Consider the following 25,117-nt stretch of genomic DNA (forward strand, 5'->3'; position numbering starts at 1 on the left):
TCGACCAACTCGCCCTCGAACACCTCTACGGCGTCCGCTAGCGCCGCAGGCGGTCCCGGCTCCGGCCGGGGCCGCCTCACCCGTATTCCCTACCGTTCGCTCCCCCGAACCGCTTCAATCGACATACATAAGCACCTCGATGGAAGGCACTCCTCCGATGTCAACGACCGACCTGCGCGCCCACCGCGCCGCCGACGCCGTCCTCACCCTCACCCGCGGCGGCGAGCCGCTCGCGGGCCGCGAGGTCCGCCTCGAACAGACCCGCCACAAGTTCCTCTTCGGCTGCACCGGCTTCGAATTCGACGCCCTCGCCAACGGCGACTCCAAGGCCGTCGAACGCGACACCGCCCTGGCCGAGCACTGGGAGGGCCTGTTCAACTTCGCGACCCTCCCGTTCTACTGGGGCCGTTTCGAACCCGAGCGCGGGCGCCCCGCCACTGAGCGGCTGCTCAACACCGCCCGCTGGTTCGCCGAGCGCGGCCACCCCGTCAAGGGCCACCCGCTCGCCTGGCACACCGTCACCGCGGACTGGCTCCTCGACCTCGACAACGAGGCGATCGCCGCCGCGCAGGTCGACCGCATCAAGCGCGAGATGACCGACTTCGAAGGCGTCATCGACATGTGGGACGTCATCAACGAGGTCGTCATCATGCCGATCTTCGACAAGTACGACAACGGCATCACCCGCCTGTGCCGCGACATCGGCCGCATCCCGATGGTGCGCATGGTCTTCGACGCCGCCCGCGAGGCGAACCCCGGAGCGGTGCTGCTGCTCAACGACTTCGACATGTCCTCGGCCTACGAATGCCTCATCGAGGGCGTCCTCGAAGCGGGCATCCGCATCGACGCGCTCGGCCTCCAGAGCCACATGCACCAGGGCTACTGGGGCGAAGAGAAGACCCTCGCGATCCTCGACCGGTTCGCCCGCTACGGACTGCCGATCCACTTCACCGAGACCACGATCGTCTCCGGCGCGATCATGCCGCCCGAGATCGAGGACCTCAACGACCACCAGGTCGACTCCTGGCCCACCACGCCCGAAGGCGAGGCCCGCCAGGCCGACGAGATCGAACGCCACTACACGACGCTGCTCTCACACCCCTCGGTCGAGGCGATGACCTACTGGGGCATGTCCGACGGCGGCTGGCTCGGCGCCCCCGGCGGGTTCCTGCGCGCCGACGGCTCCCCGAAGCCCTCCTACGAACGGCTGCACCGCCTCGTCAACGACGAGTGGGGCACCCGCACCACCGTCGCCACCGACGCCGAAGGGCGCGTGCGGTTCAACGGCTTCCTCGGCGACTACACCGTCACCTGCGAGGACACCGGCGCCGCGTTCACCCTCGACACCGCCGGACAGGCGGACCTGACGCTCGACCTCGCCTGACCCGCAGGCGAATCGGCACCAGGCGCCCCGGAGGCTTCGGCCTCCGGGGCGCCCCTGCGTCGCAACGGCGACGGCCGCACAGCGGAACGGGAGCCGTGCGGCCGGAGGGGCGACCGAGGCGTGGGAGGGTGCCCACGCACTGGTGGGGCCGGTGGGGAACGCGTATATGATTCGCGAAATCCCGCACATCAGCGACTCGACCGGCACGGAGCGTCATATGAGCCTGTCCCCCTCCTCCACCCTGTTCGCCCGGATCGGCGCCGGCGGCGCCGTCGGGGCACTCGCCCTGGGCACCGTCCTGGCGGGCGGCGCCGCCGCCGCGCCCGCCACCGTCGACCCGCTCGCGGGCGCCGAGGGCTTCAACGCCGTCTCCCGCTACGGCACCGCCCTCGCCTCCACCGAGATGGACGGCCCGCTCGCCGTCGGCGGCGACCTCACCCTCCTCGGCGGGTACAACATCGCCGCCCACACCCCCGGCGCCTTCACCGCACCCGGCGACGAGGTCCCCAGCGCCCTCGTGGTCGCCGGCGGCGTCGACTGGGCCGCGAGCGACGGCTACGCCCGGGTCCTCGACGGCTACGTCAAGATCGGCGACCTCACCGGCACCGAGGTCCTCACCGAGGACGCCAACCAGGCCGTGCGCTCGACCCGCGCCGTCCCCAGCGCGGGCGGCTACGACGCCGACCTGCGCGTGGAAACCACCCTCGACCAGAGCGCCGCGTCCGTCGGCGCAGGCACCGGCCTGGACTTCGAAGCGCTCTTCGCCGACTTCCGCGACCGCTCCGACCTGCTCGCCTCCTGCACGGGCGCAGGCGTCCTCAACGTGACCGGCGAGGAGCTCAACGCCGTCGGCGAGTTCGCCTTCCCGACCGCCCCGAGCGCCGAGGCACCCGTCGTGATCAATGTGGACACCACCGGGACCGGCGGCGTCTTCGACTGGAGCACCCCGAACCTCCCCGGTATCGGCGCCGCGCTCGCGCCGTACGTCATCTGGAACTTCCCCGACGCCACCGAGCTGACCCTCACCGGCGGCGACACCGTCGAAGGCTCGATCTACGCCCCGCGCGCGGCCTTCACCGACGAGTCGGCCTCCAACGTCGAAGGCGCGATCGTCGCCGAGACCCTCAGCCTCGGCACCGCCGCCGCCAACGGCGGCGAGGTCCACCACGAGCCCTTCACCGGCACCTTCGAATGCGAAGGCGGCGAGACGGTCCCCGGCGGCGAGACCCCGACCGAGAGCGGCTCGGCCACCCCCGGCGACGACACGGCCCTCCCCGTCACCGGCGCCTCCACGCTCACCGTCGCCGGGATCGCCGCGGCGGCCCTGGCCGCCGGCGCGGCCGCGCTGTGGGCCGTGCGCGCCCGCCGCACCCGCACCGAGCACTGACGACACCGCGAACGCCCCGCCGCTCGGCGGGGCGTTCGCCGTCTCATGACGGCCGGTCCGCGGTCATGACGGAGTCGTGACGGGTCTTCCTATCGTTCCGGTCCACCGGGAAAAGCGAGGGGACGGGAGCCGCCGATGAGACCGCTGCGCGAGGACGAGCCGAGGACGATCGGGCCCTACCGCGTGCTCGCCGAGCTCGGCGAGGGCGGGATGGGCAGGGTGCTGCTGGCCGCGGCCGGGGACGGGAGGCTGGTGGCGCTCAAGGTGATGCGCTCGCACCTGCTGCACGACGCGCAGTTCCGCTTCCGGTTCCGCCGCGAGGTCCTCACCTCCCGCGAGGTGGCCGCGAGTCGCTGGACCGCGGCCGTGCTCGACGCCGACGAGCACGCCCCCGAGCCCTGGCTCGCCTCCGAGTTCTTCCACGGCCCCACCCTCGCCGAGGCCATCGCCGCCGCGGGGGCCCTCGACGAGTCCGCCGTGCGCCGCCTCATGCACGGCCTCGCCTCGGCACTGGCCGAGATCCACGTGCACGGCGTCGTCCACCGCGACCTCAAACCGTCCAATGTGATTCTCACCGAGGACGGGGTGCGGCTCATCGACTTCGGCATCGCCCGCGTGCCCGGCGCAGGCGGCGACACCACGATCACCGAGACCGGCGCGCTCATCGGCGCGCCCGCGTACATGTCGCCCGAGCAGATCACCAGGGGCGCCATCGGACCCGAGTCCGACATGTTCTCCCTGGGCACCACCGTGATCCACGCCGGGACCGGCGCGAGCCCGTTCGACTCCGAGATCCTCTTCGACATCATGAGCAAGGTCGTGCACGGCGAACCCGACCTCACCGCGCTCCCGGACGCCCTGCGCCCCTTGGCCGCCGACTGCGTCCGCAAGGCCCCCGAGGCCCGCCTCACCGCCGCCGGGCTCCTCGCGCGCATCGGCGAACCGCTCGCGGGCCCGTGGCCCCCGGCCGTCGCCGCCCTCGACGCCCGGCAGCGCGAGGAGGTCGCCGACCTGGCGCGCCGCAACGGCTGGGACACGCGGGTGCGCTCGGACCGGACCGCGTTCATGTACGGCCCCGGCTTCGTCGCCGCCGAGGACGCCGGCTCGGAGGACGCGACCTTCCGGTACGGCCCCGCCTCGGACGGGAACACCCGCAAGTACCCCGAGGGCGAGACGCCGCACACCGCGACCCCGCCGCCGCAGACCCCGCCCCCGACCTCGCCCCCGACCCCGACACCGCCGCCCCCGCCGCGTCCGACCTACATCCCCTCGTACGCGACCCCGCAGCGGCCGAAGCAGGACCGCGGCGGCGTCTACGCGGTGGCCGCGATCGTCGCGGTGGTGGCGATCGCCCTGTTCCTGGTGCTCCTCGACCGCGACGAGGAGGACCCGACCTCCGGCGATTCGACCACGGGAGCGGAGACGACCGGCTGGGAGGACGACGAGGACTACGGCGACGAGGACTACGGGGACGACTGGGACGAGGAGACCACCGAGTCCGAACCCGAGCCCGACCCGATCCGGGACGTCGCGGTCGGCGACTGCTTCTACGACTACGGCGACGCGGACGAGGCCGACCTGGAGACCGCCTACTGCGGCGCCGGGGTCTTCGAGGTCGTAGACGTCTTCCACGGCACCACCGACCTCGACTCCTGCGACTCCACGCCCCGTACCGACAAGAGCGTCTCGTACTCCTCCTACGACCTCGTGATGTGCCTGAGCTACACCGCGATCGACGGCGACGACGCCTACCACGCCCAAGTGGACGAGTGCATCTACGGGACCTCCACGCCCGACTCGGCGTGGAACGTCATCGAATGCCAGGACGGCGCGTTCCGCGTCATCGAACGCCTTGAGGACGAGTCGAGCACGAGTTCGTGCACCGACTCCACGTACTACATCTACGGACTCGCCTACACCACGAGCCAGACCTATCTGGACGTCACGCTGTGCCTGACGATGATCTACCCCGGCGGCGACGCCGGCTACGCCAGTGTCGACGACTGCATGTCGATGAACAGCGACTACACCTACTTCGAGTTCGTCTCCGACTGCTCCGACGGGAACGTGTACATCACGGGGCGCTCGAACGAGATCTTCGACGACCCCGAAGGCTGGTGCAACGGCTGGGGCTGGCACTACCAGGAGATCCCCGACTTCCCCGAACTGGGCTACACCGTCTGCTGGGGCTGGCTCTAGAGCCAGGGCGAGGGCAGAGCATGGCGCGGGGTCGAACGCTTAATCCCGCGCCATTTCAATTGGTGTCAGAGGCGATGGTGGGGGATGGGGATGGGGGTCGGATTCGTTGGTGCGGCTCCGCCGTCGTTGCGGTTACTTCCGACGGCGACAAGGGGTGGGGATGAGTTCGGGTGCGTGGCGTGTCCGGGCGCCGCTGCGGTTGCGGTTACTTCCGGCGGCGACAAGGGGCAGGAGTTGGGTCCGGGTGTCTCGGAGCGTCCAATCGCCGCCTCGACACCGGTTACTGAAGGCAGCGACGGCGAGCGGTCCGACCCGGTCAGGGCCGGACGCCGCCATCGCAGCCGGATTCGGTTGCCGCGCAACAACTCTCGTTCGTGGCGTGAATGTCCCTCATGGAATATCCACCCGTTCGAGTGATGACACCGCCACTACACCATGTCATCATTGAATCACGCACAAAGAACCGAAAACAGCACGAACAACCGAGACGGCCGGAAGGAGGCGACACCAATGAACACCCCCGAAGCCACCCACACCCCCGCCCCTTCTCGCTTCGCCCCACCGCCCGCACTCGTGACCGACCGCCGTACCCGGGCAGCCGAGATCCGCTCTGCCCTCGATCAGGCCGCCGACCTCATCAACACCCAGCACGCACAAGTCCTCGAAGCCGTGATCGCGATGCACGACCAGCACCTGCACCGCGACCAGTTCGGTTTCTCCGCCCTGCGTGACCTGTTGCTCGCCGAGTTCGCCTTCACCTTCGACACCGCAGGGCAGGTCGCGGCGATCGCCCGCCTCTCCCGCAAGTTCGCACTCCTCGCCCAGGCGGCGACCACCGGCGCCGCCAGGATCGACCGGGTCGCCTACGCCGTCCGCCAGCTCGACAAGACCCCCGCGATGCGCCTGTTCGCCCGCACCCCTTTCCGCACCCCTGTCGCCTCTCCCTTCAACCCCGACCGCTCCTGCGCCACACCCGAAGCCGTGATCAGCGAGTACTGCGCCCCCGCCACCTTCACCGAACTCCGCACCCACCTCGACGGTCTTGCCGCCTCCCTCGCCGAGGAGGCCGAACTCCTCGACGGCCTCGGCGAGCAGGCCCTCCAGCGCCTGGAGCTGACCGAGCAGGACAACAGCATGTGGTCCCTCGAAGCCACGTTGACCGAGACCACGGGCCGCCTGCTCGACAAGTACTTGAAGACCGCCTGCCCGCCGCCCCGCCAGGACGAGACCGACACCGACGGCGACCTTGCCCCCCAGGCGAACCGGCACGGCCACACCGCGACCCTCGACCTCACCGTCGACCGCCAGACCCTCCAAGGCAAGGACACCGGCCGCCTGCCCCTCCTCGAAGGCAAGCCCATCTCCGTCGCCCAGGCCCGCCTCCTCGCCTGCGAAGCCGGCATCATCCCCTCCGTCTTCAACTACGCGACCGGCGAAGCGGTCGAACTCGGCCGCGCCCTGCGACTGCCGAATGTGGCCCTGCGCCGCAAGCTCGAACTCGAACAACCCGGCGGCTGCGCCTGGCAGGGCTGCGAACGCCCCATCTCCTGGACCGAGGCCCACCACATCGAGCATTGGGCCGACGGCGGCGCCACGATCGCCGAGAACCTGATCCTGCTGTGCCGCTTCCACCACGGCCGCATACACACCCAAGGCTGGAGCATCACCAAGACCGGCCCGGGCAAGGCGTTGATCGTCCACCCCGACCACGAGGGCACCACCGACTCGGGCGCAGCCGCCGCAGACGCTACTGCTGGTGTTGGTTCGGGCGGGTGCGGATGCGCGGACTGGCGCACCGACACCGACCTCGACGCCGCCCACACCGCCGCCGGTGAGGACCTCCTCCCACTGGGCTTGTATCCGAGCGAATGGTCCGAGTCCCTGAAGCCCGAACTGCGCGGCTGGGCCGACATGGCCGACCGCACCCGGACCATCAAAGCCATGAACGACGCCAAAGCCCGAGCCCGAGCACGGTTCGCCATCAAAGACCGAGTGGCAGCAGGTGAATCGGGATCGGCTCTCGTACCGAGTCAGACGAGCGATCCGAGGAAGAGCCCGGCCGATACGGGTGGGCCGCCGGGCTTACCCGGCCCTCAACGGGCAGCCGTTGAGGGGAAGCGCCACCCAATAGTGGAAGCGCCGCCTGAGCCCGACAGGGCCGGGCCCCTCACCATGTCCGACCCCAGGGCCGAGTACCCGGCCCAAGCGACTACCAGACCTTCGTCGCTGCGGTTCCTGAGCGCCAGCATCACCGAACCCCAAGGCCCGAAAGCCAGTCCAAACGACAACCGCCTACTCGTCGCTGCGATCCCTGACCTCGGCCATCACCGAACCCCGAGGTCGAACACCGAGCCCAGGCGAAGGCAACCTGCTCATCGCTGCCATCCCTCACCGTGACCAGCACCGAGCCTCGGGGCCGATCACCGTGCCCAGGCGACATCCACCCTCGTATCGTTGCCGTCTTTGACCGCGACCTCACCGAGCCTCGGGGCCGATCATCGTGCCCAGGCGACCCCCATCCTCTCGTCGCTGTCTGCTCTGCGACATCCGAGAATCCAAGTACCGCATCGTCCCCGGGAGCCTCGCACCGATGCGGTGGCTGAGACGTGGACTCAATGGGGAGGCGGGCCCCATTGCTGGATTGTGAACACCTCTAACGCCGGGTCGGTGTCGGCGAAGGCCTCGGCCACCGCCGCCTCGGTGAGGCCGTACCGCCCCAGGTCGACCCGGCGGGCGGGCCGGTTCGCGGGACCGGTGATCTCGTTGAGCCCCATCGCGTCCCGGTGGGTCCACTCGGCGCCGATGCGGTCGTACAGGTCGGGCGCGTAGCGGTGCGGGTCGAAGACCAGGCGGTGGTAGTTGAGGTCGGCCACCGCGTCCGCGGGCAGGGACCGGCGGAGCTTGCGCCCGCGCTGGTACCCCTCGGCGAGGAGGCCGAGCCAGGTGCGGCCGATGCGCTCGGGGTCGACCTCCTTGCAGTGCATGACGGTCAGGGCCTCGACCACGGAGCAGAACGAGGCGAGGGCGGTGGCCGGGTCGCGCTTGGTCCACACGAAGACCGCGTCGGGGAAGACCCGCCGCACCAGGTCGAGGCGCGCCACGTCCCCGGGGAAGCGCAGGATCCACCGCCGCGGGGTCCGCCCGTACTGGAGCACCTGGAGCACCTGCTTGAGGTGGACGTAGTCGCCGGTCGCGTCGGCCTGGTCGAGCCACGCGCGGTACTCGGGCAGGTGGGCGCAGCGCAGCGGTCGCCAAGTGCGCCACAGGACCGCGGTCGACTCGCCGGGCCAGTCGGCGCGCTGCGGCTCGGCCGATCGCCCGGCCGAGCCGAGCCCGTCGAGGGCCTCCAGCTGGCGCGAGACGGTGTCGAGGCTGCGCTGCGCGGCGGTATCGTCGCCGTCGGCGCCGGTGCGCAGCAGCTCCCACAGCATCGGCGCGCGGTGCGGCTCGGAGCGGGCGAGGATGCGGTGCACCAGGCCCGCGGCGGTGCGCGGGAGCCCGACGATGAACACCGGCCGCTCGATCGCCTCGGCGCCCACACGGGGGTTGCGGGCGTGGATCCACTTGACGCGCAGGCGGTTCTCCAACCGCTGCTCGGCCTCGCGCAGCTGCGCGGTCCAGCCGACCGGGGTGAGCCCGGGGACGCCCGCGAAGGCGCGCAACAGGACCCCGAGGTCGTCGACGAACGCGTAGTCCTCGGCGTCGGGCTCGGCGTCGGCCGCCTCGGCGATCGCGCCGGCCCTGGCGAGCCAGGCCGCGAGCGCCCGCTCGGGGTCGCGCCTGGCCCTCGTGGCCGGGCCGAGGGTCGCGTTGAGCACCAAACGTCGCATGGAGGGCGTCCTTGGGAACGAAGTCCTTAAAGGAGCAGATTGTGTCTGCCAGGTCGCACTATAATACCCACCGGCGAATATTCTGTACAGACCCGAATGCAACAGCACCAATCGGACCCCCGGAAGCCTTGAGTCCCCAATGGATTCGCACTCGCTCCTGTTGCGATCGATCTCCTTGGGAGCGTTGGCATCAGACCGCCAACCTCCGCGGTATAGCGCGCGCAAGCGGTTTGGTACGCTGGGCGCAAGCTTGTCTTCGAGGGGTATGGGCCCCGGCCGCCTTCACCGTCGGCCGGGGCCTACTTTCGTCCCTGGCCGCCGGTCACCGCAGGCGGCGCATCACCTGCTCCTTGAGCGCCGTGAACGGCGGGTAGATGACCCGCATCGTGTCCGGCGCGAGCGGCTTGTCCAGCACCGACTTCGCATGGCTGAACGTCTCGATCGAGGCCTTCCCGTGGTAGGCGCCGAGCCCCGAGTGCCCGACGCCGCCGAACGGCAGCCCCGGCACGTCGATGTGCGCCATCGGGACGTTGAAGCCCACCGCCCCGGAGGCCGTGCGCGTCAACAGCTTCCGGCGCGTCGTCTCCGAGTCGGTGAAGGCGTACAGCGCCAGCGGCTTCTCGCCCGCGTTCACGTGCGCGATCGCCTCGTCCAGGGTTTCCACGGCCAGAATCGGCAGGATCGGCCCGAAGACCTCCTCGCCCATGACCGCGTCCTCGGGCGAGACGTCGGCGAGCACCGTCGGCGCGATGTAGCGGTCCTCGCGGTTGTGCCCGCCCCCGCACACCAGGCGGCCCTCGCCGAGGAAGCGCGCGAGCCGGTCGAACGCGTGTTCGTCGATGATCCGGCCCAGGTCCGGGCTCTCGGCCGGGGCGTGCCCGTACATCTCCCGGATCGCCTCGGCCAGGTGCCGTTCGAGCTCGGGCCCGACCCCGCCGACCGCCAGCACGTAGTCGGGCGCGATGCAGGTCTGGCCCGCGTTCATGAACTTGCCCCAGGCGATGCGCCGCGCCGCGGTCGCCAGGTCGGCGCCCGGCTCGACGATCGCAGGGCTCTTCCCGCCCAGTTCGAGCGTCACCGGCGTCAGGTGCTCGGCCGCGGCCTTCGCGACGATCCGCCCGACGCGCGCCGAACCGGTGAAGAAGATGTGGTCGACCCGCTCGGCCAGCAGCGCCGAGGTCGCCGACGGCCCGCCCTGGACCACCGCCACCGCTTCGGGGTCGAGGTACTTCCCGATGAGCCGCTCCAGGAGCGCCGCGGTCGCCCCCGCCGCCTCGCTGGGCTTCACGACCACCGCGTTCCCGCAGGCCAGAGCTCCTGCGAGCGGCGCCAGCAGCAGTTGCACCGGGTAGTTGAACGGCCCGATCACCGTCACCACCCCGAGCGGCTCGCGCAGCACGTAGGCGCGCGCGGGCTGGAGGTGCGGCGGCGTGTACACCCGCTTGGGCCGCAGCCAGGACCGCAGGTGCTTGCGCAGCGACCGCACCTCGGCGGCCACGAAGTCGATCTCGGCGAGGAACGACTCCGGCGCCGCCTTGCCCAGGTCCAGGCGCAGCGCCCCGGCCAGTTCGTCCCCGGCCTCGCGGAGCATCCGGTCGAGGCCGCGCAGCTGTTCGAGGCGCCACGGGACGGGCTTGGTCCGCCCGGTCGCGAAGTGGGCCCGCAGGCGGGCGACGGTCTCGGGGACGCTCTCGTTGGCCATGCCCCGAACTCTATCGACTCCCCGCCCGCCCCGCCGCCGTAGCGCACCCGGAACATGAACCGCGCACAAGGGACAGTACAAGTGTGTTATGGCACATGCCCGGGGTGTGGTCCCTGAGACACCGCCACCGCCTCGTGACAGGATTTCGACCATGACCACCGCGAAACGATCCCCGCTGCTGTCCTGGACCGTCATCGCGCCGATACTCGGCATCGCGGTGCTCGCCGCCACCTGGGGCCGCGAGTCCTCCTCCCTCATGGTGATCATCGCGGCGATCGCGCTCGGCGCGACCGTCCTCGCCGCCGTCCACCACGCCGAGGTGGTCGCCCACCGCGTCGGCGAACCCTACGGCTCGCTCGTCCTCGCCGTCGCCGTCACCGTCATCGAAGTGGCGCTCATCGTCACCGTCATGGCCTCGGGCGGCCACGACGCCAGCACCCTCGCGCGCGACACCGTCTTCGCCGCGGTCATGATCACCACCAACGGCATCGTCGGCATCGCCCTGCTCGTCGGCGCCCTCAAGTACGGCACCACCCTGTTCAATCCCGAGGGCTCCGGCGCCGCCCTCGCCACCGTCGCCACCCTCGCGACCCTCGGCCTCGTCCTGCCGACCTTCACCACCAGCGAGTCGGGCCCGGAGTACTCGACCTCGCAGCTCATGTTCGCCGCCCTGGCCTCGCTCGTGCTCTACGGCCTGTTCGTGTTCACGCAGACGCGGCGCCATCGCGACTTCTTCCTGCCGGTGACGCCCACGGGTGTGGTCACCGAGGAGGAGCACGCCGACCCGCCGAGCGGGAAGACCGCGCTGCTGAGCCTGGTCATGCTCATGGTCGCGCTGGTGGGCGTGGTCGGCCTCGCGAAGGTCGAGTCCCCGGCGATCAAGGCCGGCGTGGACGCGGCGGGCTTCCCGCCCTCCGCGGTCGGCGTCGCCATCGCGCTGCTGGTGCTGCTGCCGGAGTCGATCGCGGCGGTCCGCGCGGCCTCGCGCGAGCGCATCCAGACCTCGATCAATCTCGGCTACGGCTCGGCGATGGCCTCGATCGGCCTGACGATCCCGGTGATCGCGGTGGCCTCGTTCTGGATGGAGGGCCCGCTCATGCTGGGCCTGTCCTCGACCGAGATCGTGCTGCTGGGCCTGACGATGGTCGTCAGCGTCCTGACGATCGTGCCGGGCCGCGCGACCCGCCTCCAGGGCGGCGTGCACCTGGTGCTGCTGGCCGCGTTCCTGTTCCTGGCGATCAACCCCTAAGGTCTCGCGCGCCCCGATCCGACAGGATATATCCTATAGGATTCAGGCGTTCCAGACGTCCCAGCTGAGGCGGGCGAGGAGCGCGAGCACCACCACGACGAGGACGACGCGCACGAACCGGGTGCCGCGGGCCATCGCGGTGCGGGCGCCGAACCAGGCGCCCGCCATGCAGCCCAGGCCGAGCGTCGCGCCGAGGATCCACCAGATGTTCCCCTGGAGGCCGAACACGACGAGCGCCCCGAAGTTGGTGGCGGCGTTGACGACCTTGGTGTGGGCGGCGGCCGTGACGTAGTCGAGGCCGATGATCGTGGTGAAGGCGACCGACAGGAAGATGCCGGTGCCGGGGCCGATGATGCCGTCGTAGAAGGCGATCGCGACGCCGCACACGAGTATGACGGCGGCGCCGCGCAGCGGCGTGCGCAGCCGCGGCTGCGGTTCGAGCCCGAGCTGGGGCTTGGCGACGACGAGCACGAGCACCGCGAGCAGGACCGCGATGATGATGGGCTTGAGGGCGCCCGCCGAGACGGCGAGGGCCGCGACGGCGCCGCCGCCGGAGCCGACGAGCGCGAGTCCGACCGTGGGCCACAGGAGCCGGTGGTCGAGCTTGATCTTGCGGGCGTAGGTGATCGCGGAGGTGGTGGTGCCGAACACCGAGGCGAGCTTGTTGGTGCCCAGCATCAGCGCGGGCGGCGCTGTGGGGAAGGCCACCAGGAGCGCCGGGAGCTGGATCAGCCCGCCGCCGCCCACGACGGCGTCGACCCATCCGGCGAACACCGCCGCCACGATGAGCAGCGCGAACAGACCGGGATCGATGTCGAAGGGCACCAGGCCAAGTTACTTGCCGCACGGTTAGCCGACACGCCGATGAGGTGAGGAACACGTGGCGGTGCGTAATCGTCTGATATCAACAGGTCATGGATCTGACGAAGCCCATGACGCACTTGGTGAAACGCGGGTACGAGTATACGTTCGACCCCGACGAGCAGCAGCTGCGGAACCTGGAGGAGACCCTCGAAGCGGTTCGGGCCGTGTACAACTGGTCGCTTTCGGTGTTCAGGAGCGAGTGGAGCGGCCGGGAGGAGAAGATCTCCTACGCCGAGATCTCGGCGCGGCTGACCAAGTGGAAGAACCAGTCGGGGAACCGGTGGGTCAAGGCCTATTCGTCGGTGCCGCTCCAGCAGATCGCGCGGCAGCTGCACACCGAGTACCACGCGTTCGCGAACGGCCGCGGGAGCGAGCCGCTGCCGCGCGAGCACGGCGAGCAGGAGCGGCTGGTGTACTCGCGGGCCGGCTACTACCTCAAGGGCCGCGACGTGAAGTTGGCGAAGCACAAGGCGCCGTTGGACATCGCCTGGGGGCTGGAGCGCCCGAGCCGGGACGACATCACGTCGATCACGGTGATCCGGGAGGCGGCGTCCTCGTGGCGGCTGTGGATCGTGGCGGAGGAGTTCATCGAGGTCCCGCGTCAGAAGCCCCCGGAGTGCGGCGAGTGCGGGCGGCTCCTGGACGAGTAAGGCCGGGTAAGGCCGAACGGACCCGAGTAAGGCCGAGCAGGCACGGCCAGGTAAGCCTCTGACGCAGACGACCGGCCCCGCACCATCGCAGGTGCGGGGCCGGTCGTCGTTCGCGTCCGGCCGGACCTCGCGGTCCGTCCGGACGCTCGGCTCCCATCGGTGCCCTGGACAGGGGGCCGATGCGGCAGAGCCGTCGTCCGGTGCCGGCCGGGCCCCGGCGGCTGGCTGGGCCCGGTCGGCATCCGGCGTCTAAGGGCCGAATCCTATAGGATATTGGCCTTATGCGCGCAGTTCGGCCACGGCCGCGGCGAGGCGCTTGCCGTAGTCCTCGTCGGCCTTCGCGAAGTTCGCGATGGCGCGCTCGGCGATGTCGTCGCGGCTGACCTTGGCGATGAACCCGGCGAGGTTGGCGATGAGGCGCTCCTTCTCGGGCTCGGTCATGAGGTTGTAGAGGTACCCGGCCTGGACGTAGTCGTCGTCGAGGCTGTGCTTGGGCGTCTCCCACTCGCCGGTGGCGCCGTTGACCTGGACCGGGGCCCACAGGGGCTGCCCGGTCTCGTAGGGCCCGCCGAAGGAGTTCGGCTCGTAGTTCTTCTGGCCGCCGTGGCGCCCGTCGTAGTAGTACCCGTCGCGGTTGCCGTTGCGCGACTCGGTGGCGTGCGGGCGGTTCACCGGAAGGTGGTCGGCGTTGGCGCCGACGCGGTAGCGGTGGGCGTCGCCGTAGGCGAACAGGCGGCCCTGGAGCATCTTGTCGGGGCTCGGCCCGATGCCCGGCACGAAGTGCGCGGGGGAGAAGATCGACTGCTCGACCTCGGCGAAGACGTTCTCGGGGTTGCGGTTGAGTTCGAGCTTGCCGATGGTGATGCGCGGGTAGTCCGCGTTGAGCCACACCTTCGTGAGGTCGAACGGGTTGAACTTGTACGAGGCGGCCTCGGCGGCGGGCATGATCTGCACCTGCACGGTCCAGGACGGGAAGTCGCCGCGCTCGATCGATTCGCGCAGGTCCCGCTGGTGGGAGTCGGGGTCCTGCCCGGCGAGGACCGCGGCCTCCTCGGAGGTGAGGTTCTTGATGCCCTGGTCGGTCTTGAAGTGGTACTTGACCCAGAACTGCTCGCCGGCCTCGTTGACCCACTGGTAGGTGTGCGAGCCGAAGCCGTCCATGTGGCGCAGCGAGGCGGGGATGCCGCGGTCGCCGAAGAGCCAGGTGACCTGGTGGGTGGACTCGGGGGAGAGCCCCCAGAAGTCCCACACGTTGTCGGCCTCCTGCGAGCCGGTGTACGGGTCGCGCTTCTGGGTGTGGATGAAGTCGGGGAACTTGATCGTGTCGCGGATGAAGAACACCGGCGTGTTGTTGCCGACGAGGTCGTAGTTGCCGTCCTCGGTGTAGAACTTCAGCGCGAAGCCGCGGGGGTCGCGCACCGCGTCGGCGGAGCCGAGGTTGCCCGCGACGGTGGAGAAGCGCAGGAACGTCTCGGTCTCCTTGCCCACCTGGGACAGGAACTTGGCCCGCGTGTACTTGGTGACGTCGGCGGTGACGGTGAAGGTGCCGTAGGCGCCGGCGCCGCGCGCGTGGACGACGCGCTCGGGGATGCGCTCGCGGTTGAAGTGGGCGAGCTTCTCCAGGAGGACCTGGTCCTGGATGAGCAGGGGCCCGCCGACGCCGGCGGCCTCGCTCTGGTTGTTGTTGGAGACCGGCGCACCGGACTCGGTGGTCAGCGGTCCGGCGGTGTTGTCGAACGGCTCGCTCATGGTTCGGCCCTCTCTCGCGCCGACCGGTCGGCTCCTGACCGGTCGCCGCATTCGTTCTCGGTGCTTGGGATCGTGTCGACTCGATCCTAGCTTAGACTCTGTCTAAACAAAGATCCAGTCCCGAGTCAGTGGTACCACACTGTTTGTCCTGCTAGGGTGGTATTCAACTCCCCAACCGTGTGAGAGAACAGCATGAGCGACCTCGTTACCCGCCTCCGACGCCACAACTGGCGCATCACGCCGCAGCGACGCGTCATCGCCGAGACGCTCGAGGGCTCGCACGTGCACTTCACCGCCGAGCAGATCCTCGAACGCGCCTGCGCGCGCATGCCCGAGCTCTCGCGCGCCACGGTCTACAACACCCTCAACGAGATGGTCGCCCTCGGCGAGGTCCTCGAACTCGCCCTCGACGGGCGCTCCAAGCGCTACGACCCCAACGCCGACCACGAGCACCACCACCTCATCTGCGACGGCTGCGGGCTCATGAAGGACGTCCACACCGTCGCCGACCCCGTCGAGTGGCTCCCCGGCGACGAGCGCCACGGCTTCACCGTCGCCCGCTCCTCCATCACCTTCCGGGGCCTGTGCCCCGACTGCCAGGGCGCCTGAACCCACCGTCCACCTGCGACGGTGTGAACACGAACCCTCGCGTCGGCGCCCCTGATCCGGTAGGGTGTGACGCGGTGCGCCGGGAAGTCTGGTCGGCAGTCCTCCAGCGACCCGATCGGAGCCCGAGCCCATGCCGCGCAGCAACGAACCCTGGAAGTCCCCGATCTGGCGGACCGAGCCCGCGTTCCTGTACTCCAAGCGCCCCATCGCCCGCTTCGTCGCCCGCCCCACCGCCGAGTTCCTCAAGATCGAACCGGCCGCCGGCGTCGTCCTCGTCGTCTGCGCCGCCCTCGCGATGCTCTGGGCCAACTCGCCGTGGGCCGCCTCCTACGACGCCGTGTGGGGCCTCGACATCACGTTCCAGTTCGGCGACTTCACCCTCCACCACACCCTCAAGGACTGGATCAACGACGGCCTCATGGCCGTCTTCTTCTTCGTCGTGGGCGTGGAGATCAAGAGCGAGATCGTCACCGGCGAGCTGCGCAGCCTGCGCAACGCCGTCCCGCCCATCGCCGGGGCGATCGGCGGCATGGCCGTCCCCGCCCTCATCTACACCGCGTTCAACGCGGGCGGGCCCGGCGCGGGCGGCTGGGGCATCCCGATGGCGACCGACATCGCCTTCGCCGTGGGCGTCCTCGCGCTCTTCGGCTCCCGCATCCCTTCAGGCGCGCGGGTGTTCCTGCTGACGCTCGCCATCGTCGACGACCTCGGCGCCATCGCCGTCATCGCCGTGTTCTACACCGAGCAGATCGCCATGCCCTGGCTCGTCGCCGCCGGAGCGATCGTGCTCCTGGCGATCGGGCTGCGCCTGCTCAACGTCTGGTCCGCACCGGTGTACCTCGTCGTCGGCGTGGCCCTGTGGGTGGCGATGCTCGAGTCGGGCGTCCACGCCACCATCGCCGGCGTCGCCATGGGCCTCATCATCTCCGCCCGGCCCCTCCTCGACCCCGAGATCGCCCACGCCGAGGCGCAGGAGATGGCGAAAGGCGGCCTCACCGCCGAGGAGACCGAACGGCTCGTCAAACTCACCCGCGACGCCGTGGCGCCCGCCGAGCGGCTCCAGCACCAGAACCACCGCTTCTCCTCCTTCGTGGTCCTGCCCCTGTTCGCCCTCGCCAACGCCGGCGTCGCGCTCTCGGGCGACCTCTTCGCGACCGCGCTGACCTCCGCGGTCACCCTCGGCATCGTCCTGGGCCTGGTCGTCGGCAAACTCCTCGGCATCACCGCCGCGACCTGGCTCGTCGTCAAGCTCGGCCTCGGACGTCTGCCCACCGGCACCACGTGGCCGCTGCTGGCCGCCGTCGCGCTCGTCGCCGGGATCGGCTTCACCGTGGCCCTGTTCATCACCGAGCTCGCCTTCCGCGGCGGCGACGCCGCCCTGCTCACCGACGAGGGCAAGATCGGCGTCCTGGTCGCCTCCCTCCTCGCCGCGCTCCTCGGCTCCCTCGCCGTGCACCTCACCGCCCCGAAGCGGGCGCACGACGACGAAACCGACACCGGGGACGACGCCGTGGAGGGCCGCGCCGCAGCGGCGTTAGGCTTGTCGGACTGCTCTCACGAGCGATCCGAACCCACAGTGAGACCCTATTCTTGGAGGGACGCCGCCTTGGCTCCGCAGAATCTGATGTCCCAGCCTCCGGCGACGCTCATGCCCGAGGACGACGAGGCACGCACCTACCTCGACGAGCACACGCCTGAGGACACCGTCCGCCGGTACCCGTGGTTCTGCGCCGCCTGGGCGCGGCTGGCGAAGAACGCCCTGGAGTCGGGCGACGACGTCACCGCCTACGCCTTCGCCCGCACCGGCTACCACCGCGGCCTCGACCAGCTGCGCCGCTCGGGCTGGAAGGGCCACGGCCCGATCCCCTGGGAGCACAAGCCCAACCGCGGGTTCCTCAAGTCGCTCCACCAGCTCTCCCGCTCCGCCGCCGCCATCGGCGAATCCGACGAGGCCGCCCGCTGCGCCCAGTTCCTCCGCGACTCCGACCCGGCCGCCGCCGACGCCCTGACCTGATCGACGCGAAAACGGCCGGGAGCACCGCTCCCGGCCGCGACCGCATCTCGGCCGTTCGGCCGCTACCGCGACCATCGGCCCGACGTTAACTTCGACCGATGCGCTCCTCCGTCGACCCGACCCGCTACATCGTCCGCTTCGGCGCCAACCCCGGCGACTTCAAACTCCTTTCGGGCATCACGCTGATGGGTCTGCTGAGCCTCGCCTTCGCCGTCACCGACTGGTTCGACGGCGATCGGCACCCGCCGTTGCTGCTCAACGTGATCGGCATCCTCGGCGCCGTGTTCTTTCTCGGCGGCGCGGTGTTCCGGATCGCGACGTTCTTCGCCAGGCCCGTGGCGCTTCGCGCCGACGGTTCCGGGCTCACCCTGCGGCCTATGGGACCCGCCTCTCGGGCCGCGACCGTGCCCTGGCGTTCCGTCTCAGGGTTGGAGATCGCAAGCGACACCTCGGCGGCACGAGGCCGCTGGCTCGTCATCCGCGCGAGTGCGGAGGCCCCCGCACGTCGCGTCGCGTTCTCTGAGGAGGTTGCGGCTCGGCTGGTCCCCGGGGCCAGACCCGGATCCGACCTGCTTCTGCCGATCGACGGACTGAGACGCTTTGACCTCGATGCGCTTGCGGCCGTGATCCACGTCATCGCCCCGCACGTCGAAGTGCTCGGCGAGCACCGCTGACCGCGCCCCTGATCCCTCAGCCGACGCCCTCACTTGGCAAGACGCGAAGCGGCCCGGGAGCGATGCTCCCGGGCCGCTTCCGTCATGCTGCTATGCGAGGTAGATCTGGCCGTCCTCGACGGTGATGCCCACTTCGGTCAGTCCCGTCTCGGCCGGGCCCTGCTCCAGTTCGCCCTCAAGGGAGAACGCCGAGCCGTGGTTGGGGCAGATGATGGTCCCGTCCGCGTCGGGCGGGTTCACCGGCGTGCCCATGTGCGGGCACGCGGCCGAGAACGCCAGGAACTCGTCCGCGCTGGGCTGCACCAGGACCGTGTCCTCGACGACGATCCCGCCGCCCTCGGGCACGTCCGCGGTCGCCGCGATCGGCGTCCCCGCGCCCGAGTCGTCCCCGCCGGTGGTGGCCCCGTCGTCCGCGCCGGTAGTCGGATCGTCGTTCTCGGACGGGCTTTCGGCGGTGCCGCAGGCGGTCAGCGCCCCCGCGGCCCCCAGGCCCGCCAGTCCGCACATCAGTCCGCGCCGGGATGCCAGGACCCGTCGGGCCTCTTCACTGCCGGTCTTCAAATCGCTCATCAGCACTCCTTGCGTTCGAGGAGCGGCGCCGGTCCGGCCGCGGCGAGCCTGCGCGCCGTCGACCGCTATTGAGGTGTGGGCGCCGCGCCGGCAACGCTACTGCCGGATAGCCGAGCTTGTCACGCTTCGCACCTCTGGTTCAATAGATTTAGTTGAAGTTTTCATAAAACTCTCAGGCGCTACACCCCGAGCGACCGCGCGATGAGCATCCGCTGGACCTCGTTGGTGCCCTCCCCGATCTCCAGCACCTTGCAGTCGCGCCAGGCCCGCGCCACCGGCGTCTCGTTCATGAACCCGTACCCGCCGAAGATCTGCGTCGCGTCCCGCGCGTTGTCCACCGCCGCCTGCGAGGCGTGGAGCTTCGCCAGGGCCGCGTCGGTCCCGAACGGCTCGCCCGAATCGGCCTTCAGCGCCGCGTCGTGCCAGGCCAGGCGCGAGGTGTGGGCGCGAAGGCGCATGTCCGCCAGCATGAACGCGATCGCCTGGTTCTCGAAGATCGGGCGCCCGAAGGCCTCGCGCTCCTTCGCGTGCGCCACCGACTCGTCCAGGCAGCCCTGGGCCGAACCGGTAGCGAGCGCGGCGATGGCGACCCGCCCGGCGTCCAGGAGCTCCAGGAACTGCACGAAGCCCCGGCCGCGCTGGCCGACGAGGTTGGCCTCGGGGACGCGGCAGGAGTCGAAGTAGACCGGCCTGGTGTCCGAGGCCCGCCAGCCGACCTTGGAGTACTCGGGTCCGATCTGGAGTCCGGGCGTGCCGGGTTCGACTGCGATGCAGGAGACCTCGCCGGGGCCGGTCTGCGCGGTGGTGATGATGAGGTCGGTCATCTCGGTGCCGGCGTTGGTGATGAAGCACTTGGCGCCGTCGATGACCCATTCGCCGTCTTCGAGGCGGGCGCGGGTGTCGGTGTGCCCGGCGTCGGTGCCGCCGCCGGGTTCGGTGAGGGCGAAGGCGACGAGGCCTTCGCCGGCGGCGAGGCGCGGGAGCCAGCGGTCCTTCTGCTCGCGGGAGCCGTAGCGGGCGAGGCCTTCGGCGCCGAGGGTCACGGAGGCCTCGACGGTGACGGCGACGGAGGCGTCGATGCGGGCGATCTCCTCGATGGCGAGGCCGAGCATGAACAGGCCCTGGCCGGAGCCGCCGTACTCCTCGGGGAGCGTGACGCCGAGGACGCCGAGCTTGCCGAGCTCGCGGACGAGGCCGGCGGGGAACTCGCCCCGCTCGTAGTAGTCGCCGATGACCGGCTTGATCTGCTCCTCGGCGAATTCGCGCACGGCTTTGGCGAAGTCGGTCTGCTCGACGTCGAGTCTCATTGCTGCTCCCTTGTGATGAACGGCCGCGGTCTAGACCGGAGTGATCGGGTGCCTGCGGTCGGCGAACCGGCGGTCCTTGTGGGTCAGCCGGCGGTATCGGGCGATGAGGTCATCGCGGAGTTCCTCGGGCGCGAGGACGTCGTCGACGACGAGTTCCCCTGCGAGCCTTCGCAGGTCGACGTCGGCTTCGTATTCGGCGCGGCGGTCGGCCACGAACTGCTCGCGCAGCGCGGGGTCCTCGATCGCGGCGATCTTGTTGGCGTACACGGCGTTGACGGCCGCCTCGGCGCCCATGACGGCGATGCGCGCGGTGGGCAGGGCGAGGACGGCGTCGGAGCCGAAGGCGGGTCCGGCCATCGCGTAGAGGCCCGCGCCGTACGCCTTGCGGACGACGACGCAGAGCTTGGGGACGGTGGCCTCGGCGACGGCGGCGATCATCTTGGCGCCGTGGCGGATGATGCCGCCGTGCTCGACGGCGGAGCCGACCATGAAGCCGGGGACGTCGGCGAGGAAGAGCAGCGGCACGTTGAAGGCGTCGCAGGTGTTGACGAACCGGGCGGCCTTGTCGGCGGAGTCGGAGAACAGGACGCCGCCGCGCACCGCGGAGTTGTTGGCGACCACGCCGACCGGCCTGCCGTCGAGGCGCGCGAACGCGGTGATGAGCTCGCCGGCCCACCGGGCCTGGACTTCCAGGAGCGAGTCGCGGTCGACCAGGCCGTCGAGGAAGCCGTGCATGTCGAACGGCGCGGACTCGCTCGGCGGCACGACCGCGGCGAGGTCCACCGGCAGGGGCGGGCGGGCCGCGCGCACCGGCGCGGGCTGCGTCCAGTTCGAGGGCAGGTAGGAGAGCCAGCGGCGGACGTCGGCGATGGCCTCGTCCTCGTTGCGGCACAGGAAGTGCCCGACGCCGGACTGCTCGCAGTGGACCCTCGCGCCGCCCATGTCCTCCAACGTGGTCTTCTCCCCGGTGACCATCTCGACCATGCGGGGGCTGCCGAGGTACATGGAGGCGTTGCCGTCGACCATGGCGACGATGTCGCAGAACGCGGGGATGTAGGCGCCGCCCGCGGCGCTGGGCCCGAAGAGCGCGCAGGCCTGGGGGATCTTCCCGGAGGCGCGGACCTGCTCGTGGAAGATGCGCCCGGCGCCGCGGCGCCCGGGGAACAGCTGGACCTGGTCGGTGATGCGGGCGCCCGCGGAGTCGACGAGGTACACGATGGGGTGCTGTTCGAGCTGCGCGGCCTCGACGGTGCGGATGATCTTCTCGACGGTGCGCGCGCCCCAGGACCCGGCCTTGACGGTGGAGTCGTTGGCGACCAGGCGGATCGGGCGCCCCTGCACCGTGGCGGTGCCGACGACGACGCCGTCGGCGGGCAGCGTCGGGTCGGGGTTGGCCCACAGGGCGTCCTCGCGGAAGGAGTCGGGGTCGCACAGGCGCCTGATGCGCTCGCGGGCGTGGTACTTGCCGGCCGCGGCGGCGGCCTGGTGGTACTTCTCGGCCCCGCCGCGTTCGATCCGCGCGCGCTCGACCGGGTAGTCCCCGCTGAAGTCCACCGTGCCGCCCTCCTCACAGCCCTTAACGATCGTTAAGGCAATGCAATCCTGGCATGTGGGAACCCCCGCTGTCAACGCATCCGCGACCCCCGCCCGCACCACTTCGGAACCCCCGCCCATGAGACCGATAACCGCCCTCCTGCGACGAAGCGCCGCCCCTGCACCCCCACCCCTCCCGCCACCCCCGAAACAACCCCCCAGAGCATCCTCAGTAGGTAATTGACCTGCGGCGCAGCACCTTCTAAGCTCGGTCGCACGCGGTCCCCCGCCACCCCACCCACAAGCCTCTCCTCCGGAGACACATGAGCGCCACCGCCACCCCGGCCGACCCCGGCCGACCCGTCACCGCGCCCCCGGCACCGCAACCGGCCGCAAGACCGCCGCGCCTCCGCGAGATCGACGGCCTCCGCGGCCTCGCCATCGCCGTCATCGCCGTCTACCACATCTGGTTCGACCGCGTCTCCGGCGGCGTCGACATCTTCCTCCTCATGTCCGGCTTCTTCATCACCGCCGGATTCCTCCGCTCCGCCGACGCCGGACGAGGACTCGGCCTCGCCGCCTACGCCGCCCGCATCGTCCGCCGCATCTTCCCGCCCGCCCTCATCGTCGCCGCCGCCACCGTCCTCATGACCTACCTCTGGCTCCCCGCCGCCACCTGGAACCAGCAGATCGACGACGTCACCGCCGCCGCCCTCTACACCGGCAACTGGCACCTCGCCGCCAACTCCGTCGACTACCTCTCCTCCAACAACGGCGCCAGCATCGTCCAGCACTACTGGTCCCTCGGCGTCCAGACCCAGTTCTACGTCCTCTGGCCCCTCCTCATCGCCGCCGTCCTCTGGGCCGCCCGCCGCACCGGACGCGGCCACGCCGGCCCCATCGCGGCCGCCCTCCTCACCGTCTTCGCCGCCTCCTTCGCCTTCGCCCTCTGGGAGACCGCCCACAACCAGGCCTACGCCTACTTCGACACCCGCGCCCGCCTCTGGCAGTTCGCCGCCGGCGGCCTCCTCGCCCTCGCCCTCAGACCCGCCTCCCGCGCCTGGACCGCCCGCATCACCGGCCCCGCCCCCGCGATCCTCGGCTGGAGCGGCGTCGCCGTCCTCGTCTTCGCCGGCTCGGTCCTGCGCTCCACCGACTTCCCCGGCTGGGCCGCCCTCGCCCCCGTCGCCGGCGCCTGCGCCGTCATCCTCGCCGCCACCGCCGCACCCGGCACCGGCGCCGGACGCCTCCTCAACCCCCGCCCCCTCCAACACCTCGGCACCCTCTCCTACACCCTCTACCTCTGGCACTGGCCGATCCTCGTCTGCTACCTCACCGCCACCGGCCGCGACACCGCCACCCTCCCCGCCGGCCTCGCCATCCTCACCGGCGCCACCGCCCTCGCCGCCCTCACCCACTGGGCCGTCGAACAGCGCCTCCCCGCCACCGGCCTCGGCCAGAAGACCCTCCGCGGCGCCTACGCCCTCGGCGCCGCCTGCCTCGCCCTCGCCCTCGCCTCCTGCCTCGCCCTCGCCGGACTCATCGCCTACGAGCGGGACGCCCTCGCCGAAGCGGTCGAGAACGAGTCCCTCTACCCCGGCGCGCTGGCCCTCGGCGAGGGCCTCACCGTCGCCGAGGCCGACTTCGCGCCCTCGACGCTCGACGCCGCCGAGGACCGCGACCCCGAGCTCTCCGACCGGTGCAACCAGTCGATGACCGGCACCGAGCCGATCCGCTGCGACTTCGCCGACGGACACCTGGCCGAGCCCGGCGACGCCGCGGGCGCGACCGCCACCGTCGTTCTCTACGGCGGCTCCAAGATCTGGCAGTGGCTCCCGGCGGTGCTCGACACCGCCGCCGAGCGCGGCTGGCACGTCGTGGCCTACACGAAGAACGCCTGCACCGTCGAGACCGGCCAGGAGCGCCGCGCGGGGGAGCGCTACGCGTCCTGCGCGGCCTGGAACGACGCCGTCGTCGCCGAGATCGGCGACCTCGCGCCCGACCTCGTCCTCACCTACGGCTCCCGCGTCGGCTACGAGGCCCGCGAGACCTTCCCCGACTACGACGAGCGCTACGAGCAGCTGCTCGCCACCGGCGCCGCCGTCGTCGCCCTGCGCGACACCCCGAGCCCGCGCTTCGACATCCCCATGTGCGTCGACCTGCACGGCCAGGACGCGGGCGAGTGCACGGTGGACCGCTACGACTACTTCGAGGCCAACGCGTTCGCCGAGCACCGCGTCCCCGAAGGCGTCCACAAGGCCGACCTCACCGACTACATCTGCGCGGCCGCGACCTGCCCGCCCGTGGTCGGCAACGTCCTCGTCTACCGCGACGACGCGCACCTGACCAACACGTACGCGCGCACCCTCGCGCCCTACCTCGGACGCGAGCTCGTCGCCGCCCTGCACGACCCCGGCCACGCCGGGTAGCCGAAGGGCCCGGCTCGCCGAGCCGGGCCCTTCGTTCGCGACCTATTCGGCCGTGACCGCGTCCAGCGCGATCTCGACCATCTCCGAGAACGACTCCTGTCGGTCGGCCGCCGGCAGCTCGGTGCCCTTGAGGATGTGGTCGGAGATCGTGCACAGCGCGAGCGCGCGCGCCTTGAACTTTGCGGCGAGCGTGTAGATCGCCGCCGCCTCCATCTCGATCGCGAGGATGCCGTAGTCGGCGAGCTTCGCCTCGACCTCGGGCGCGTCGGTGTAGAACGTGTCGGAGGAGTACAGCTGGCCCACCCGCAGGTCGATCCCGCGTGCGGCGGCCGCGTCCACCGAGGCGCGCAGCAGCCCGAAGTCGGCCACCGGCGCGTAGTCGACCACGCCGTCGAAGCGGATGCGGTTCATCGACGAGTTCGTGGACGCCCCGATCCCGGCCACGACGTCGCGCAGCTCGATGTCGTCGTGGATCGCCCCGGCCGACCCGACCCGCACCACGGTCTTGACGCCGTACACGTCGAGCAGCTCGTGCACGTAGATCGACGCCGACGGCTGCCCCATCCCGGTGCCCTGCACCGACACCCGCCGGCCCTTGTACGTGCCGGTGTAGCCGTACATGTTCCGGACCTCGGTGTAACACGCGGCGTCGGTCAGGAAACGCTCGGCGATCCACTTCGCCCGCAGCGGGTCCCCGGGCAGGAGGACGCTCTCGGCGATGTCGCCCGGCTCGGCGGAGATGTGTGCTGTCATGCCGCCAGCCTCTCATAAACATCCCATGTATCGGCGGCGACCGGCTGTGAGCCGGATCGCCCGGTACCGCCTCACCGTGCCCTCCGGCCGTCCGGTAGAGTTCTCGCCGGTGGCGTGTCCGAGCGGCCGAAGGAGCTCGCCTCGAAAGCGAGTGTTGGGTAACCCTCAACCGTGGGTTCAAATCCCACCGCCACCGCCAAAGGGCCCCAGGTAG

Annotated in this window: 18 protein-coding genes and 1 tRNA gene; 11 read left to right on the forward strand and 8 right to left on the reverse strand. The window is 70.8% G+C overall.

What is annotated here, in order from left to right; all coding sequences use genetic code 11:
- Positions 1 to 157: 157 nt before the first annotated feature.
- The 4 genes from E9998_RS12920 to E9998_RS12935 all read left to right on the forward strand — a co-directional run bounded on the left by E9998_RS12920 (position 158) and on the right by E9998_RS12935 (position 7,367).
- Positions 158 to 1,384, forward strand: a complete 1,227-nt coding sequence (locus tag E9998_RS12920; protein WP_136530125.1) for an endo-1,4-beta-xylanase — start codon at positions 158 to 160, stop codon at positions 1,382 to 1,384.
- Positions 1,385 to 1,601: 217 nt separating this feature from the next.
- Positions 1,602 to 2,771 carry a choice-of-anchor A family protein gene (locus tag E9998_RS12925; RefSeq protein ID WP_136530126.1) on the forward strand — a complete coding sequence of 390 codons (1,170 nt, stop codon included), beginning with the start codon at positions 1,602 to 1,604 and terminating at the stop codon, positions 2,769 to 2,771.
- A 135-nt stretch (positions 2,772 to 2,906) separates the two neighbouring features.
- The gene (locus tag E9998_RS12930) at positions 2,907 to 4,970 is read left to right on the forward strand and encodes a serine/threonine protein kinase (RefSeq protein ID WP_136530127.1); all 2,064 of its coding nucleotides are present in this window, start codon (positions 2,907 to 2,909) and stop codon (positions 4,968 to 4,970) included.
- Positions 4,971 to 5,480: 510 nt separating this feature from the next.
- Positions 5,481 to 7,367, forward strand: a complete 1,887-nt coding sequence (locus E9998_RS12935; protein WP_158299794.1) for an HNH endonuclease signature motif containing protein — start codon at positions 5,481 to 5,483, stop codon at positions 7,365 to 7,367.
- Between the two features lie 215 nt (positions 7,368 to 7,582).
- Here E9998_RS12935 and E9998_RS12940 read toward each other — a convergent pair whose 3' ends face one another.
- Together E9998_RS12940 and E9998_RS12945 are read right to left on the reverse strand one after the other, a co-directional pair.
- Positions 7,583 to 8,800 (reverse strand): sulfotransferase family protein, encoded by a 1,218-nt coding sequence (locus tag E9998_RS12940; RefSeq protein ID WP_136530129.1) that lies wholly within the window; start codon positions 8,798 to 8,800, stop codon positions 7,583 to 7,585.
- Between the two features lie 322 nt (positions 8,801 to 9,122).
- On the reverse strand, positions 9,123 to 10,571 hold the full coding sequence (locus E9998_RS12945; RefSeq protein ID WP_420842435.1) for an aldehyde dehydrogenase family protein: 1,449 nt from the start codon (positions 10,569 to 10,571) through the stop codon (positions 9,123 to 9,125).
- Positions 10,572 to 10,653: 82 nt separating this feature from the next.
- Here E9998_RS12945 and E9998_RS12950 point away from each other — a divergent pair, with 82 nt between their 5' ends.
- Positions 10,654 to 11,751: a calcium:cation antiporter gene (locus E9998_RS12950; protein WP_136530131.1), complete on the forward strand. Its 1,098-nt coding sequence runs from the start codon at positions 10,654 to 10,656 to the stop codon at positions 11,749 to 11,751.
- A 42-nt stretch (positions 11,752 to 11,793) separates the two neighbouring features.
- On the opposite strand, the gene E9998_RS12955 is transcribed toward E9998_RS12950, so the two are convergent.
- Positions 11,794 to 12,564, reverse strand: a complete 771-nt coding sequence (locus E9998_RS12955; protein ID WP_136530320.1) for a TSUP family transporter — start codon at positions 12,562 to 12,564, stop codon at positions 11,794 to 11,796.
- Between the two features lie 101 nt (positions 12,565 to 12,665).
- Between E9998_RS12955 and E9998_RS12960 the strand changes: the two genes are divergently transcribed.
- Positions 12,666 to 13,265 (forward strand): helix-turn-helix domain-containing protein, encoded by a 600-nt coding sequence (locus E9998_RS12960; RefSeq protein ID WP_136530132.1) that lies wholly within the window; start codon positions 12,666 to 12,668, stop codon positions 13,263 to 13,265.
- A gap of 279 nt (positions 13,266 to 13,544) precedes the next feature.
- Here E9998_RS12960 and E9998_RS12965 read toward each other — a convergent pair whose 3' ends face one another.
- Positions 13,545 to 15,014 carry a catalase gene (locus E9998_RS12965; RefSeq protein WP_136530133.1) on the reverse strand — a complete coding sequence of 490 codons (1,470 nt, stop codon included), beginning with the start codon at positions 15,012 to 15,014 and terminating at the stop codon, positions 13,545 to 13,547.
- A 192-nt stretch (positions 15,015 to 15,206) separates the two neighbouring features.
- On the opposite strand from E9998_RS12965, the gene E9998_RS12970 reads away from it, so the two are divergent.
- The 3 genes from E9998_RS12970 (at position 15,207) to E9998_RS25700 (ending at position 18,311) form a co-directional block, all read left to right on the forward strand.
- Complete coding sequence (locus E9998_RS12970) at positions 15,207 to 15,623, forward strand: Fur family transcriptional regulator (protein WP_136530134.1); 417 nt, start codon at positions 15,207 to 15,209, stop codon at positions 15,621 to 15,623.
- Positions 15,624 to 15,753: 130 nt separating this feature from the next.
- A complete protein-coding gene (gene nhaA, locus E9998_RS12975; RefSeq protein ID WP_136530135.1) occupies positions 15,754 to 17,637 on the forward strand; it encodes a Na+/H+ antiporter NhaA in 1,884 nt (627 codons plus the stop codon).
- A gap of 98 nt (positions 17,638 to 17,735) precedes the next feature.
- A complete protein-coding gene (locus E9998_RS25700; protein ID WP_192907090.1) occupies positions 17,736 to 18,311 on the forward strand; it encodes a hypothetical protein in 576 nt (191 codons plus the stop codon).
- Between the two features lie 90 nt (positions 18,312 to 18,401).
- On the opposite strand, the gene E9998_RS12985 is transcribed toward E9998_RS25700, so the two are convergent.
- The 3 genes from E9998_RS12985 to E9998_RS12995 form a co-directional block, all read right to left on the reverse strand.
- Entirely contained in the window at positions 18,402 to 18,881 is a 480-nt protein-coding gene (locus E9998_RS12985; RefSeq protein WP_136530136.1) for a Rieske (2Fe-2S) protein, read from the reverse strand.
- Between the two features lie 179 nt (positions 18,882 to 19,060).
- Entirely contained in the window at positions 19,061 to 20,188 is a 1,128-nt protein-coding gene (locus tag E9998_RS12990) for an acyl-CoA dehydrogenase family protein (RefSeq protein ID WP_136530137.1), read from the reverse strand.
- A gap of 30 nt (positions 20,189 to 20,218) precedes the next feature.
- Complete coding sequence (locus E9998_RS12995; RefSeq protein WP_240037601.1) at positions 20,219 to 21,742, reverse strand: acyl-CoA carboxylase subunit beta; 1,524 nt, start codon at positions 21,740 to 21,742, stop codon at positions 20,219 to 20,221.
- 302 nt (positions 21,743 to 22,044) lie between these two features.
- Here E9998_RS12995 and E9998_RS13000 point away from each other — a divergent pair, with 302 nt between their 5' ends.
- Entirely contained in the window at positions 22,045 to 24,150 is a 2,106-nt protein-coding gene (locus tag E9998_RS13000) for an acyltransferase family protein (RefSeq protein WP_136530139.1), read from the forward strand.
- Between the two features lie 42 nt (positions 24,151 to 24,192).
- On the opposite strand, the gene deoD is transcribed toward E9998_RS13000, so the two are convergent.
- Positions 24,193 to 24,903: a purine-nucleoside phosphorylase gene (gene deoD / locus E9998_RS13005; protein ID WP_136530140.1), complete on the reverse strand. Its 711-nt coding sequence runs from the start codon at positions 24,901 to 24,903 to the stop codon at positions 24,193 to 24,195.
- Positions 24,904 to 25,011: 108 nt separating this feature from the next.
- On the opposite strand from deoD, the gene E9998_RS13010 reads away from it, so the two are divergent.
- Positions 25,012 to 25,102 (forward strand) — tRNA-Ser (locus E9998_RS13010).
- The last annotated feature ends 15 nt before the right edge of the window (positions 25,103 to 25,117 follow it).

The sequence above is a fragment of the Glycomyces paridis genome, assembly GCF_004912155.1.
Classification (GTDB): domain Bacteria; phylum Actinomycetota; class Actinomycetes; order Mycobacteriales; family Micromonosporaceae; genus Glycomyces; species Glycomyces paridis.